This is a genomic window from Streptomyces sp. M2CJ-2, from assembly GCF_016757295.1.
GTDB lineage: Bacteria > Actinomycetota > Actinomycetes > Streptomycetales > Streptomycetaceae > Streptomyces.
Map to the genome: position 1 here is coordinate 111360 of NZ_JAESIF010000016.1, position 12584 is coordinate 123943.

Sequence of the window (12584 nt, forward strand, 5' to 3'; positions counted from 1 at the left end):
GCCGTCGCACATCCCGTCGCCTCCGGGCCGCTGTGCTTGTCGGTGCCGTCACGTAGGCTCGCAGAGAGCCGGAGTACGCGTGATCCGAGTGATCCGAGTCGAGGGAGGGGGCCACGTGCTCATCGACACGTACGGCCGAGTGGCAAACGACCTGAGGGTGTCACTGACCGACCGGTGCAATCTGCGGTGCACCTACTGCATGCCCGAGGAGGGCCTGCAGTGGCTGGCCAAGCCCGACCTGCTCACGGACGACGAGATCGTCCGCCTCATCGACATCGCCGTCACCTCCCTCGGCATCGAGGAGGTCCGCTTCACCGGCGGTGAACCCCTGCTCCGCCCCGGCCTGGTCGGCATCGTCGAGCGGGTCGCGGCCCTGGAACCCCGCCCCCGGACCTCCCTCACCACCAACGGCATCGGCCTCGGGCGCACCGCGGCGGCCCTGAAGGGGGCGGGCCTGGACCGGGTCAACGTCTCCCTCGACACGCTCCGCCCGGACGTCTTCAAGACCCTCACCCGTCGCAACCGCCACCAGGACGTCATCGACGGCCTGTACGCGGCCCGCGAGGCCGGCCTGACCCCGGTGAAGGTCAACTCGGTCCTGATGCCGGGGCTCAACGACGACGAGGCCCCCGACCTGCTGGCCTGGGCCGTGGACCACGGCTACGAGCTGCGCTTCATCGAGCAGATGCCCCTGGACGCCCAGCACGGCTGGAAGCGCGACGGCATGATCACCGCCGGCGACATCCTCGCCTCCCTGCGCACCCGCTTCGAGCTGACCCCCGAGGGCGCCGAGGCCCGCGGCTCCGCCCCGGCCGAGCGCTGGCTGGTCGACGGCGGCCCGCACCGCGTCGGCGTCATCGCCTCCGTCACCCGCCCGTTCTGCGCGGCCTGCGACCGCACCCGGCTCACCGCCGACGGACAGATCCGCACCTGCCTGTTCGCCACAGAGGAGACGGACCTGCGCGCGGCCCTGCGCTCCGACGCGCCCGACGAGGAGATCGCCCGGATCTGGCGGCTGGCCATGTGGGGCAAGAAGGCGGGCGCCGGCCTCGACGACCCGACGTTCGTGCAGCCCGACCGCCCGATGTCCGCCATCGGCGGCTGAGGCGCCGAAGGGGCCGGGGCTGGGAGGCCGGGGCAGGGCTCGGGACTACGCCTCTTCGGGCGCCCGCCACTCCTCGAAGCGCACCACGTCCTTCAGGAACCCGCGCACCCCGAGGAACTGCGACAGGTGCTCCCGGTGCTCCTCGCACGCGAGCCAGGTCTTACGGCGCTCCGGCGTGTGGATCTTCGGGTTGTTCCAGGCGAGCACCCACACGGCAGCGGCACGGCAGCCCTTGGCGGAGCAGATCGGCGTCTCGGGATCAGGGTCCATCACACCGCCGACCCTAACCCGGCCGGCTCAGTGGCAACGGCCGGGAGTATCTGTCACCCCCGGAACAAAGGCGACGCCGAGCAGCCACGGGGGGAGCTGCCCGGCGTCGGTCCGTCGCTCCGACGGGGGATGCGGAGCGCGTACGAAGTATGTCACGGGTCACCCCGCCCCCGGCACCGGAACAACATGATTGATCTGAGCTTTTCTTGAGCTTGGCGGGGAAGCGTCTTCCGGTTCCGGCCGGTCATGGTCGTGTTCCGAAGGTCATGACGGCCCGGGCCGCTCCGTCCGTGCGCCGGAGGCCGGCTCGGGCGTGGGCTCGGTCACCGCATCCTCCGTCCCGGGTTCCGCCGTGTCGCCGTCCGTCTGCGACGACTCGATCTCCGTCCGCATCTGCGTCGACAGGTAGGCCGACGGCAGCGACGGCGCGTTCTCGCGCCCGGCGTTGGCGATCACCACCGCGATGTACGGCAGCAGCATGCCGAGGACCAGCGCCACGATCGCGACGTGCCGTTCCACGTTCCAGAGCGACGCCGCGAGGATGACCGAGATCGTACGAACGGTCATCGAGATCACATACCGGCGCTGCCGCGCACGCACATCGTCCTGGAGGCCCGCCCTGGCCCCGGTGATCCGGAACACCTGGACGCTGCCGCCGTGCTGCTTCCGCATCACATTCCACCATCCGCCCGTATCGGACTTTTCCCGCCCCTGGCCGTCCCATGGACCGGCCGGGGCACCGGGCCCGCACGAAGACCACGTTACGCCGCGCCCACGCCGCCCACGAGACCGGGGCACCCGGAGCCACGGATCCGTCCGCCGTCCCCTGACCGCCCACCCTGTCCGACCCGAAGCGCGTACGGCACGTCCGACATGCGGCGTAACGGGTCCGGGCCGACACTGGCCGTAACGCTCGCGTCTAGGCGTACCAGGAGGCAGTCATGGGCTGGTTGTGGGCGATCATCGTGGGATTCGTGCTCGGCCTGATCGCCAAGGCGGTCATCCCCGGCAAGCAGCACAGCCCGCTGTGGCTGACCACCATCTGCGGCATCCTCGGCGCCATCGCGGGCAACGCGATCGCGCGCGGCTTCGGTATCGCGGAGACCCCGGGCATCGACTGGGGCCGGCACATCTTCCAACTGGTGGCGGCGATCGTCATCGTCTTCTTCGTCGACATGCTCTACATGCAGATGCGGGGCAAGCGCAAACAGCAGCGGGTCTGACGCCCGGGCCCGCCGAGGCGGTCGCCCGGTGCCGTCCGAGGGTGCTCGCCCCGGTCGGACACGCGGACGACCGCACGCCGACGGATCAGGCGGTCGTGACCTCCACCGCCGCCAGGTTCTTCTTGCCCCGGCGCAGCACCAGCCAGCGCCCGTGCAGCAGGTCCTCCTTCGCGGGGACGGCGTCCTCTGCGGCGACCTTGACGTTGTTCACGTAGGCGCCGCCCTCCTTGACCGTGCGCCGCGCGGCCGACTTGCTCGCCACCAGGCCGACCTCGGCGAACAGGTCGACGACCGGACCGAGCTCGGTCACCTTGACGTGCGGCACCTCGGAGAGGGCCGCCGCCAGCGTGCGGTCGTCCAGCTCCGCCAGCTCACCCTGACCGAACAGCGCCTTCGACGCGGCGATCACGGCGGCCGTCTGGTCGGCGCCGTGCACCAGGGTCGTCAGCTCCTCGGCCAGGGCGCGCTGGGCGGCACGGGCCTGCGGACGCTCCGCCGTCTGCCGCTCCAGCTCCTCCAGCTCCTCGCGGGACTTGAAGGACAGGATCCGCAGGTAGCCCGAGACGTCCCGGTCGTCCGTGTTCAGCCAGAACTGGTAGAACGCGTACGGCGTGGTCATCTCCGGGTCGAGCCAGACGGCGCCGCCCTCGGTCTTGCCGAACTTGGTGCCGTCCGCCTTCGTCATCAGCGGCGTGGCGTAGGCGTGGACGGCGGCGTCCGGCTCCAGCCGGTGCAGCAGGTCCAGGCCCGCCGTGAGGTTGCCCCACTGGTCGCTGCCGCCCTGCTGCATCGTGCAGCCGTGGCGCCGGTACAGCTGGAGGAAGTCCATCGCCTGGAGCAGCTGGTAGCTGAACTCCGTGTAACTGATGCCCTCGGAGGACTCCAGACGCCGGGCGACCGAGTCCTTGGTCAGCATCTTGTTGACGCGGAAGTGCTTGCCGATGTCCCGCAGGAACTCGATGGCGGAGAGGTTCTGCGTCCAGTCGAGGTTGTTGACCATCTCGGCCGCGTTCTCGCCCTCGAAGGACAGGAACGGCTCGATCTGGCCGCGCAGCCGCTCGACCCACCCGGCGACGGTCGCCGGGTCGTTCAGCGTGCGCTCGGCGGTCGGGCGGGGGTCGCCGATCTGGCCCGTGGCCCCGCCGACCAGCGCCAGCGGCCGGTGACCGGCCTGCTGCATCCGGCGCAGGGTGAGCACCTGCACCAGGTGCCCCACGTGCAGTGACGGCGCGGTCGGGTCGAAGCCGCAATAGAACGTGACGGGACCGTCCGCGAGCGTCTTGCGCAAAGCGTCCTCGTCGGTGGACTGGGCGAACAGCCCGCGCCACTTCAGCTCGTCGACGATGTCCGTCACGGTTCTCGTGTCTCCTCGGTGATCTTCGGTCCGCCGATCCTCGGCCGGTCGGGTGACCGCCGATGGCGAACGCCTACGAGGTTATACGCCCTGGCTGACAGAACTCATATTGAAATCGGGGACGCGCAACGGCGGCATCGCGGCCCTGGTGAACCAGTCGCCCCACTCCCGGGGCAGCGTCCTCTCGGTACGCCCCGCCTCCGTGGCACGGCCCAGTACGTCCACCGGCGACTCGTTGAACCGGAAGTTGTTGACCTCGCCGATGACCTCGCCGTTCTCGACGAGGTAGACGCCGTCCCGGGTCAGACCGGTGAGCAGCAGCGTCGCCGGGTCCACCTCGCGGATGTACCACAGGCAGGTCAGCAGCAACCCGCGCCCGGTGGCGGAGACCATCTCCTCCAGGGAGCGGTCCTCGCCCCCGTCGAGGATCAGGTTGTCGATCCCCGGTGCCACGGGCAGCCCGGTCAGGTCCGCGCCGTGCCGGCTGGTGGTCAGGCGCGTCAGCTCGCCCTCGCGGATCCACTCCGTGGCCGTCAGCGGCAGCCCGTTGTCGAACACCGACTGGTCGCCCCCGGAGGAGTGCGCGATCACGAAGGGCGCCGACTCCAGACCCGGCTCGTCCGGATCGCTGCGCAGGGTCAGCGGCAGCCCGGACAGCCGCTCACCGATCCGGGTGCCGCCGCCCGGCTTGGAGAAGACCGTGCGGCCCTCGGCCGCGTCCCGGCCCGAGGCCGACCACAGCTGGTAGACCAGCAGGTCCGCGACGGCGGTCGGCGGCAGCAGCGTCTCGTACCGGCCCGCGGGCAGTTCGAGCCGCCGCTCGGCCCAGCCCAGCCGCACGGCCAGCTCGGCGTCGAGCGCCCCCGGGTCGACGTCCTTGAAGTCCCGTGTGGCGCGGCCCGCCCACGCCGAGCGCGTACGGTCCGGGGACTTGGCGTTCAGCTCCAGCGTCCCGCTCGGCTGGTCGTGCCGCAGCCGCAGCCCCGTGGACGTACCGAGGTAACTGGAGACCAGTTCGTGGTTGGCGAAGCCGTACAGCTCCCGACCGCCCGCCCGCGCGCGGGCGAACGCCTCACCGAGGGCCGGTGCGAAGTCGGCGAACACGGCGGAGGAGGTCTGTGCGGGGGCCTCGGTGAAATCGGGGGACCCAGGGGACCCGGAGGATTCGGCCGTCCCCGCCGCTCCCGTGACCAGCGGCCGGGCGTCCTCGGCCGGCCCGGCGCCCCGCGCGGCGGCCTCGGCGGCCCGTACCAAAGGCTCCAGTTCGTCGACGGTCACCGCGGACCGGGACACGACGCCGGACGCCGTGCCCTCCCGGCCGTCCACCGTCGCGATGACGGTGAGCGTGCGCCCGCGCGTGACACCGTTCGTGGTGAGCGAGTTGCCCGCCCAGCGCAGGTTGGCGGTCGACTGCTCGTCGGCGATCACGACACAGCCGTCGGCCCGGGACAGCTCCAGAGCACGCTCGACGAGCTCGTGCGGCTTGGTGGTACGAGCGCTCATCGCCCCGCCTCCTGAGTGGTGTTGAGAATGCCGACTCCCTTGAAGAGGGCGGACGGGCAGCCGTGCGAGACCGCCGCGACCTGCCCCGGCTGGGCCTTGCCGCAGTTGAAGGCGCCCCCGAGGACGTACGTCTGCGGGCCGCCGACCGCCGTCATGGAACCCCAGAAGTCGGTGGTCGTCGCCTGGTAGGCCACGTCCCGCACCTGCCCGGTGAGCCGCCCGTTCTCGATCCGGAAGAAGCGCTGCCCGGTGAACTGGAAGTTGTACCGCTGCATGTCGATGCTCCACGACCGGTCACCGACGACGTAGATGCCCCGGTCCACGCCCCCGATCAGATCCTCGGTCGACATCCCGGCGGGGTCGGGCCGCAGCGACACGTTGGCCATGCGCTGCACCGGGACATGCCCGGGGGAGTCCGCGAACGCGCACCCGTTGGACCGCTCGAACCCGGTCAGCCTCGCGATCCGCCGGTCCAGCTGGTAGCCGACCAGCGTGCCGTCCCTCACCAGGTCCCAGGACTGCGCCTCGACGCCCTCGTCGTCGTAGCCGACGGTCGCCAGACCGTGCTCGGCGGTGCGGTCGCCCGTGACGTTCATCAGTTCCGAGCCGTACTTCAGCTTCCCCAGCTGGTCGAAGGTGGCGAACGAGGTGCCCGCGTAGGCCGCCTCGTAGCCGAGGGCCCGGTCCAGTTCGGTGGCGTGCCCGATGGACTCGTGGATGGTCAGCCACAGGTTGGACGGGTCGACGACCAGGTCGTACAGGCCCGGCTCCACGCTGGGCGCCCGCATCTTCTCGGCGAGCAGCTCGGGCATCCGCTCCAGCTCGTCGTCCCAGTCCCATCCGGTGCCCCTCAGGTACTCCCAGCCGCGGCCGACGGGCGGCGCGAGGGTGCGCATGGAGTCGAACTCCCCGCTCGACTCGTCCACCGACACGGCCGTGAACACCGGATGCAGCCGCACCCGCTGCTGGGTGGTCGTGGTCCCGGCCGTGTCGGCGTAGAACTTGTTCTCGTGCACGGTCAGCAGCGAGGCGTCCACATGGTCCACCCCGCGCGCAGCCAGCAGCCGCGCACTCCACTCGCCCAGCAGCCCGGCCTTCTCCGCGTCGGGCACGGTGAACGGATCGATCTCGTACGAGGAGACCCACGTCCGGTCGGCGTACACGGGCTCGTCGGCGAGTTCGACCCTCTCCTGGGACCCGGCCGCCCGGATCACCTGCGCCGACAGCTGAGCCATCGCCACGGCCTGCGAGGCGACCTTGGCGGCGGCGTCCAGGGTGAGGTCCACCCCGGAGGCGAACCCCCATGTCCCGCCGTGCACCACGCGCACCGCGTACCCGAGGTCGGTGGTGTCCGACGACCCGGCCGGCTTGGCGTCCCGCAGCCGCCAGGACGCGCTGCGCACCCGCTCCAGACGGAAGTCCGCGTGCTCCGCCCCGAGCGCCCGCGCGCGGGCCAGCGCGGCATCGGCGAGGGCGCGCAGTGGCAGCGCCAGGAACGACTGATCGACTTCATGGGGCACGAGTGGGGGTTCCCTTCGGGCGCTCGCCTGCTGACCGTCGAAGGCAGTGAATCACGCACGGAGACCCCTGCAACGCATCAGAGCCGACAGCACGCCTCCGGGACCGCGGTCGGATCCAAGGGAGTCTGCGAGTCCGTCGACTGTAGGGATCCGACAGTGGCGACCCGGTGTCACTGTCGGTGCCCGATTGCTCCGGGGAGCGGATGGACCGATAGGTTTTCGGTGAAGGCGCCTGCCGCGCGCAGGGGCTCCAGACCGCTATCGAAAGGGTGATCCGTTGAGCCGCTCGGTTCTCGTCACCGGAGGTAACCGGGGGATCGGCCTCGCCATCGCCCGCGCGTTCGCCGATGCCGGTGACAAGGTCGCGATCACGTACCGCTCGGGCGAGCCCCCCAAGGGCTTCCTCGCCGTCAAGTGCGACATCACCGACAGCGAGCAGGTGGAGCAGGCCTACAAGGAGATCGAGGAAGCGCACGGTCCCGTCGAGGTGCTGGTCGCCAACGCCGGCATCAACAAGGACCAGCTGCTGATGCGGATGTCGGAGGAGGACTTCACGTCCGTCGTCGACACCAACCTCACCGGCACCTTCCGCGTCGTCAAGCGCGCCAACCGGGGCATGCTGCGGGCCAAGAAGGGCCGCGTCGTGCTCATCTCGTCGGTCGTCGGGCTCCTCGGTTCCGCCGGGCAGGCGAACTACGCCGCCTCCAAGGCCGCGCTGGTCGGTTTCGCGCGTTCCCTCGCCCGTGAGCTGGGCTCGCGCAACATCACCTTCAACGTCGTCGCCCCCGGCTTCGTCGACACCGACATGACCAGGGAGCTCACCGAGGAGCAGCAGGCGAAGATCCTCGCGCAGGTACCGCTCGCCCGGTACGCGCAGTCGGAGGAGATCGCCGCGGCCGTGCGGTTCCTCGCCTCGGACGACGCCTCGTACATCACTGGAGCCGTCATTCCCGTTGACGGCGGACTGGGAATGGGTCACTGAACGACATGAGCGGAATTCTCGAGGGCAAGCGCGTCCTGATCACCGGTGTGCTGCTGGAGTCCTCCATCGCTTTCCACACCGCCAAGCTGGCACAGGAGCAGGGCGCCGAGATCATCCTGACCGCGTTCCCGCGGCCCACCCTGACCGAGCGCATCGCCAAGAAGCTCCCCAAGCCCGCCAAGGTCATCGAGCTCGACGTGACCAACGACGAGCACCTGGGCCGTCTCGCGGACGTCGTGGGCGAGGAGCTCGGCGGCCTCGACGGCGTCGTGCACTCCATCGGCTTCGCGCCGCAGGACGCGCTCGGCGGCAACTTCCTCAACACGCCGTTCGAGTCGGTCGCCACGGCCATGCACGTCTCGGCCTTCTCCCTGAAGTCGTTGACCATGGCCTGCCTGCCGCTGATGCAGAACGGCGGCTCCGTCGTCGGCCTCACCTTCGACGCGCAGTACGCCTGGCCGCAGTACGACTGGATGGGCCCGGCCAAGGCCGCCCTGGAGGCGACCAGCCGTTACATGGCCCGCGACCTGGGCAAGCAGAACATCCGCTGCAACCTGATCTCGGCGGGCCCGCTCGGTTCCATGGCCGCCAAGTCCATCCCGGGCTTCAGCGAGCTGGCCTCCGTGTGGGACACCCGGGCCCCGCTGGAGTGGGACCTGAAGGACCCGGAGCCGGCCGGCCGCGGCGTCGTCGCCCTGCTGAGCGACTGGTTCCCGAAGACCACCGGCGAGATCGTCCACGTGGACGGCGGTCTGCACGCCATCGGCGCCTGAGCACTGCCGACCCGGCCCGAAGCGGCCGGTGAGGGCCCGCACCCGGGAAGGGTGCGGGCCCTCACCGCATCACCCGTTCGGCCCAGCAGCGCGGGCGGTGTGCGGCGCCGACGGGGCACTGTGGAGCAACAGGTCACCGTGAGCACGCGGACACCGCGTGATCCCTGCCTGATCCCCGCTCGATCTCCCTCCCAGCACGGCCGAGGAGGTCCCCCTTGTGCGCTTTCACCGCCTGGCCTCAGTGACCTTCACCGTCGCCCTCGGCACCGCTCTCGTGCCCGCCCTGGCGTACGAGGCGGTGCCGCACGAGACGGTGTCGCACACGCGCGTGCGGTCGGCCGACGCCGGGTCCGGCGGCGCGGGGTCCGACGATCCGTTCGGAGCCGCCTGCCGGATCGGGGCCGACGGCTCCCGGGTGACCGCGTACTGCCACAACCCCTATCCGGACACCGACCACGTGAGCCTGCACATCGAGTGCCTCCAATGGTGGGACCTCGACAGTGACAGCGCCCCGGTGGCCGCCGCACCCGCACAGACCGTGCAGCTGACCGGCCGCTGCTGGAAGGAGGTCCGGGCCGCGTGGATCAGCCACCGGAAGGCGGACTGAACCGCCCCGGACGGCACATCATCGAGTGGGCGGCGGCCTCCTCGGCCGCCGTCGCCGTGTCGCCCGCGCGGATCGCGTCCAGCAGCCGTGAGTGGTCCAGGTGGGTCTCCGGGGTCAGCCCCCGGCCGACGTCGTCGCGCAGCCAGTCCCGCAGCACCTCGCTCAGGTCCGCGTACAGCGCGGTCAGCACGTCGTTGTGCGACGCCGCCACGACGGCCAGGTGGAACGTCGTGTCCGCCGCCACGAACTGCTCCGCCGCACCCGACTCCCAGGCCTCCTCACGGCGCAGCAGCAGGGTGTCGAGCTGTCTGAGGTCCCTCTCGGTGCGCCGCTCGGCGGCCAGCCGCGCCGCGGACGACTCCAGGGCGGAGCGCAGTTCCGCGACGTGCCCGCGGTCGGCGCCGGCGAAACGGCGCTGCATCACCCCGGCCAGCTCGCTCGTGGTGACGACATACGTGCCCGAGCCCTGACGGATGTCGAGCAGTCCGTTGTGCGCCAGCGCGCGCACGGCCTCGCGGACTGTGTTGCGTGCCACCCCGAGCTGCTCGACCAGCTCCGGCTCGGTCGGGATGCGGGAGCCGACCGGCCACTCGCCCGAGGTGATCTGGGCGCGCAGAGTGGCGATGACCTGCTCGGACAGCGCAGAACGACGGGGATGGCTCAGGGGCATGACACACCTCTGCACGGCACGGGTGCCGACACCGGACGGCAGTCTCGGCATGGACAACCAATCATCCCATGATTCTATGATGTCTCTCATGGCTGGTGAGGAAACCCGGACACTCAAGTCCACGACCGCACGCACGGCGGCTCCGTCCGAACTCCGGGAGACCGGGGGTACCGCCCCGCGCGCGTGGACGATCCGGCTGCTCGTCGTCGGCATCGTGCTGGCGGCGCTGAACCTCCGTCCCGCCATCACCAGCCTCGGCGCACTGCTCGAGGAGGTCCGGACCGACCTCGCCATGAGCGGCAGCGTGGCCGGGCTGCTCACCTCCGTGCCCCCGCTGTGCTTCGCCGTCTTCGGCGTCACCGCCCCGCGGCTGGCCCGTCGTTTCGGAGCGGGTGCGGTGGTGTGCGCCGGCATGGTCGCCATCGGCGCGGGCCTGCTGATACGCCCGTTCACGGGAGGCACGGCGGGTTTCCTGGCCGCCAGCGCCCTCGCGCTCATGGGTATCGCCGTCAGCAACGTCCTGATGCCGGTCATCGTCAAGCAGTGGTTCCCGGACCGGGTCGGCTCCATGACCGGCCTGTACTCCATGGCCCTCGCCCTGGGCACGGCCTCGGCCGCCGCGGTGACCGTGCCGCTGACCGAGGCACTGGGCGGGAACTGGCAGACGGGACTCGCCCTGTGGGCGGCGCTCGCCGCGGCCGCCGTACTGCCCTGGATCCCGTTCGCGGGGAAGCGGGGCGGACCACCGGCCGAGCGGGCCCCCGCGCCCGGCGGACCGTCGTCGGCAGGTGCGGCGGCGTCCGAGGTGCGCATCGCCCGCAGCCGGACCGCCTGGGCGCTGGCCGTCTTCTTCGGGCTCCAGGCGACCGTCGCCTACATCACCATGGGCTGGATGCCGCAGATCTTCCGGGACGCGGGCGTGCCCGCGAGCACGGCCGGGCTGCTGCTCGCGTTCATCATGGTGATGGGCGTGCCGCTCGCCTTCGTCATCCCGCGCCTCGCCACGCGCCTGCCCCAGCAGGGCCCGATCGTGCTCGTGCTCGGCGTGTGCGGCCTGGTCGGCTACGCGGGTCTGTACTTCGCACCGGCCGCCGGCGCCCTGGTCTGGGTGCTGCTGCTGGGCATCGCCAACTGCGCCTTCCCCCTCGCGCTCACCATGGTCGGGATGCGGGCCAGGTCCGGCGCGGGCGTGGCCAAGCTGTCGGCCTTCGCCCAGAGCACCGGCTATCTGATCTCCATCCCGGGCCCCCTCCTGGTGGGCGTGCTCTACCAGCACAGCGGTGGCTGGGGCCTGCCGCTCGCGCTCCTGGCCGGCCTGATGATCCCGCAGACGATCGCCGGAGTCCTGGCGGGCCGCGACCGCACGGTGGAGGACGAGGCGGTGGCTCGCTGAGCCCGCTCCGCCCGACCCCGGGGCGCGCCGCGGGGCCGGCGGGTGCGAGACTTGCCCCATGCCAGTCCTCGACCCGAACCCGCAGAACGGCCAGAAGAAGCTGCTGCTCGTCTTCGGAGCGTTCTTCGCCATCTTCATCGTCATCGGTGTGATCGCGAGCATCCTCGCGCCGTGACACCTCCGGCGCCGGCCCTGTCCGGGGGCCATGGTGCTGGCCCCCCTGTCCCCTAGGGGGCCAGGCTCAGGGTCAAGTGGGTGGGTCACCGGATGGGCTGAGGGCCGAGGAGTACATACCTTCGAGATGTGGCCGCGAGACGCGGCACGGAACACTCGAAGAGCGGAGGCTCCCATGTCGGCGCGCACCCACACCCGGCCCCACCCGGCCCTCCGGGGCGACGTCGACAGCCGGCTGCCGTGGTGGGCCCTCGCCCTGCCCACGCTCGCCTTCGTCACGCTGCTCGCGCTGATCCTGAACCCCGCCGACGCGCACGTGGCGACCGCCGAGCCCGGGATCACCCACCTCCTCGAGCGTGCTCAGCAGCTCATAACCCGCTGAGCGTCCCGGAAGTGGCCGTCAACTACCCGCGCCACATGGCCTGTTTCATGCGAAGCTGGGGCACATGAGCGTCGCAGAACCCCGCAGGATTGTCCTTTTCCGGCATGCGAAGGCCGACTGGCCACCAGTGGCCGATCATGAGCGCCCGCTCGCCGAGCGCGGCAGGATGGACGCCGCAGTCGCCGGACGCAAGCTCGCCGACTCCGCCATCGCGTTCGATCTGGCCCTCTGCTCCACCTCGACCAGGACCCGGGAAACGTGGAAACTCGCGGTGCACGAGTTTCCACAGCGCCCGAAGACCGTCTACGAGGAGCGGATCTACGAGGCCTCGCCCGGTGAGCTGATCACCCTGCTGAACGAAACCCCCGACGACGCGCAGAACGTGCTTCTGGTCGGCCACAATCCCGGCGTCCAGGGAGCCGCCGAGATCCTCTCCGGTGCGGCCGAGGGAGACGCGGGTGAGCGGATGAGCCGTCGTGGCTACCCCGCCGCCGCCTTCGCCGTGCTGTCCTTCACCGGCTCCTGGAAGTCCCTCGAGCCCGGGGTCGCCACCCTGCTCGACTACTGGGCACCCAGCGAGTGACCCACACACCATGACAGCGGGGCCCGGCACCGGTCCGGCGCCGGG

15 protein-coding genes are annotated in these 12584 nt (G+C 71.1%); 9 read left to right on the forward strand and 6 right to left on the reverse strand.

What is annotated here, in order from left to right; translation table 11 throughout:
* Positions 1–115: 115 nt before the first annotated feature.
* Positions 116–1105: a GTP 3',8-cyclase MoaA gene (moaA, locus tag JL475_RS15435; protein WP_202278276.1), complete on the forward strand. Its 990-nt coding sequence runs from the start codon at positions 116–118 to the stop codon at positions 1103–1105.
* Positions 1106–1150: 45 nt separating this feature from the next.
* Here the strand turns inward: moaA and JL475_RS15440 are convergent, their stop codons facing one another.
* Both JL475_RS15440 and JL475_RS15445 read right to left on the reverse strand, forming a co-directional pair.
* Positions 1151–1375 carry a hypothetical protein gene (locus JL475_RS15440; RefSeq protein ID WP_109383225.1) on the reverse strand — a complete coding sequence of 75 codons (225 nt, stop codon included), beginning with the start codon at positions 1373–1375 and terminating at the stop codon, positions 1151–1153.
* A gap of 264 nt (positions 1376–1639) precedes the next feature.
* Positions 1640–2047 (reverse strand): DUF3099 domain-containing protein, encoded by a 408-nt coding sequence (locus tag JL475_RS15445; RefSeq protein WP_202278277.1) that lies wholly within the window; start codon positions 2045–2047, stop codon positions 1640–1642.
* 269 nt (positions 2048–2316) lie between these two features.
* Between JL475_RS15445 and JL475_RS15450 the strand changes: the two genes are divergently transcribed.
* Positions 2317–2598, forward strand: a complete 282-nt coding sequence (locus JL475_RS15450) for a GlsB/YeaQ/YmgE family stress response membrane protein (RefSeq protein WP_202278278.1) — start codon at positions 2317–2319, stop codon at positions 2596–2598.
* 85 nt (positions 2599–2683) lie between these two features.
* Here the strand turns inward: JL475_RS15450 and tyrS are convergent, their stop codons facing one another.
* From tyrS to JL475_RS15465, 3 genes are all read right to left on the reverse strand, one after another.
* Positions 2684–3952, reverse strand: a complete 1269-nt coding sequence (gene tyrS, locus JL475_RS15455) for a tyrosine--tRNA ligase (protein WP_202278279.1) — start codon at positions 3950–3952, stop codon at positions 2684–2686.
* A gap of 81 nt (positions 3953–4033) precedes the next feature.
* Entirely contained in the window at positions 4034–5455 is a 1422-nt protein-coding gene (locus JL475_RS15460; RefSeq protein WP_202278280.1) for a metallopeptidase TldD-related protein, read from the reverse strand.
* Positions 5452–6975: a TldD/PmbA family protein gene (locus JL475_RS15465; RefSeq protein ID WP_202278281.1), complete on the reverse strand. Its 1524-nt coding sequence runs from the start codon at positions 6973–6975 to the stop codon at positions 5452–5454. The genes JL475_RS15460 and JL475_RS15465 overlap by 4 nt, the downstream gene beginning before the upstream one ends.
* Before the next feature lie 277 nt (positions 6976–7252).
* Here JL475_RS15465 and fabG point away from each other — a divergent pair, with 277 nt between their 5' ends.
* The 3 genes from fabG to JL475_RS15480 all read left to right on the forward strand — a co-directional run bounded on the left by fabG (position 7253) and on the right by JL475_RS15480 (position 9337).
* Positions 7253–7957, forward strand: coding sequence for a 3-oxoacyl-[acyl-carrier-protein] reductase (fabG, locus tag JL475_RS15470; protein WP_202278282.1), 705 nt, complete (start codon positions 7253–7255; stop codon positions 7955–7957).
* Between the two features lie 5 nt (positions 7958–7962).
* Complete coding sequence (gene fabI / locus JL475_RS15475) at positions 7963–8730, forward strand: enoyl-ACP reductase FabI (RefSeq protein ID WP_202278283.1); 768 nt, start codon at positions 7963–7965, stop codon at positions 8728–8730.
* Positions 8731–8947: 217 nt separating this feature from the next.
* Positions 8948–9337, forward strand: a complete 390-nt coding sequence (locus JL475_RS15480) for a hypothetical protein (protein ID WP_202278284.1) — start codon at positions 8948–8950, stop codon at positions 9335–9337.
* Here the strand turns inward: JL475_RS15480 and JL475_RS15485 are convergent.
* Positions 9315–10007, reverse strand: coding sequence for a FadR/GntR family transcriptional regulator (locus JL475_RS15485; protein ID WP_202278285.1), 693 nt, complete (start codon positions 10005–10007; stop codon positions 9315–9317). The genes JL475_RS15480 and JL475_RS15485 overlap by 23 nt on opposite strands.
* Before the next feature lie 76 nt (positions 10008–10083).
* Here JL475_RS15485 and JL475_RS15490 point away from each other — a divergent pair, with 76 nt between their 5' ends.
* From JL475_RS15490 to JL475_RS15500, 4 genes are all read left to right on the forward strand, one after another.
* Entirely contained in the window at positions 10084–11400 is a 1317-nt protein-coding gene (locus JL475_RS15490) for a CynX/NimT family MFS transporter (RefSeq protein WP_202278286.1), read from the forward strand.
* A gap of 58 nt (positions 11401–11458) precedes the next feature.
* Positions 11459–11575 carry an SGM_5486 family transporter-associated protein gene (locus JL475_RS41190; protein ID WP_272932931.1) on the forward strand — a complete coding sequence of 39 codons (117 nt, stop codon included), beginning with the start codon at positions 11459–11461 and terminating at the stop codon, positions 11573–11575.
* Between the two features lie 174 nt (positions 11576–11749).
* The gene (locus JL475_RS15495) at positions 11750–11956 is read left to right on the forward strand and encodes a hypothetical protein (RefSeq protein WP_202278287.1); all 207 of its coding nucleotides are present in this window, start codon (positions 11750–11752) and stop codon (positions 11954–11956) included.
* Positions 11957–12020: 64 nt separating this feature from the next.
* Positions 12021–12539: a histidine phosphatase family protein gene (locus tag JL475_RS15500; RefSeq protein WP_202278288.1), complete on the forward strand. Its 519-nt coding sequence runs from the start codon at positions 12021–12023 to the stop codon at positions 12537–12539.
* Positions 12540–12584 lie beyond the last annotated feature (45 nt).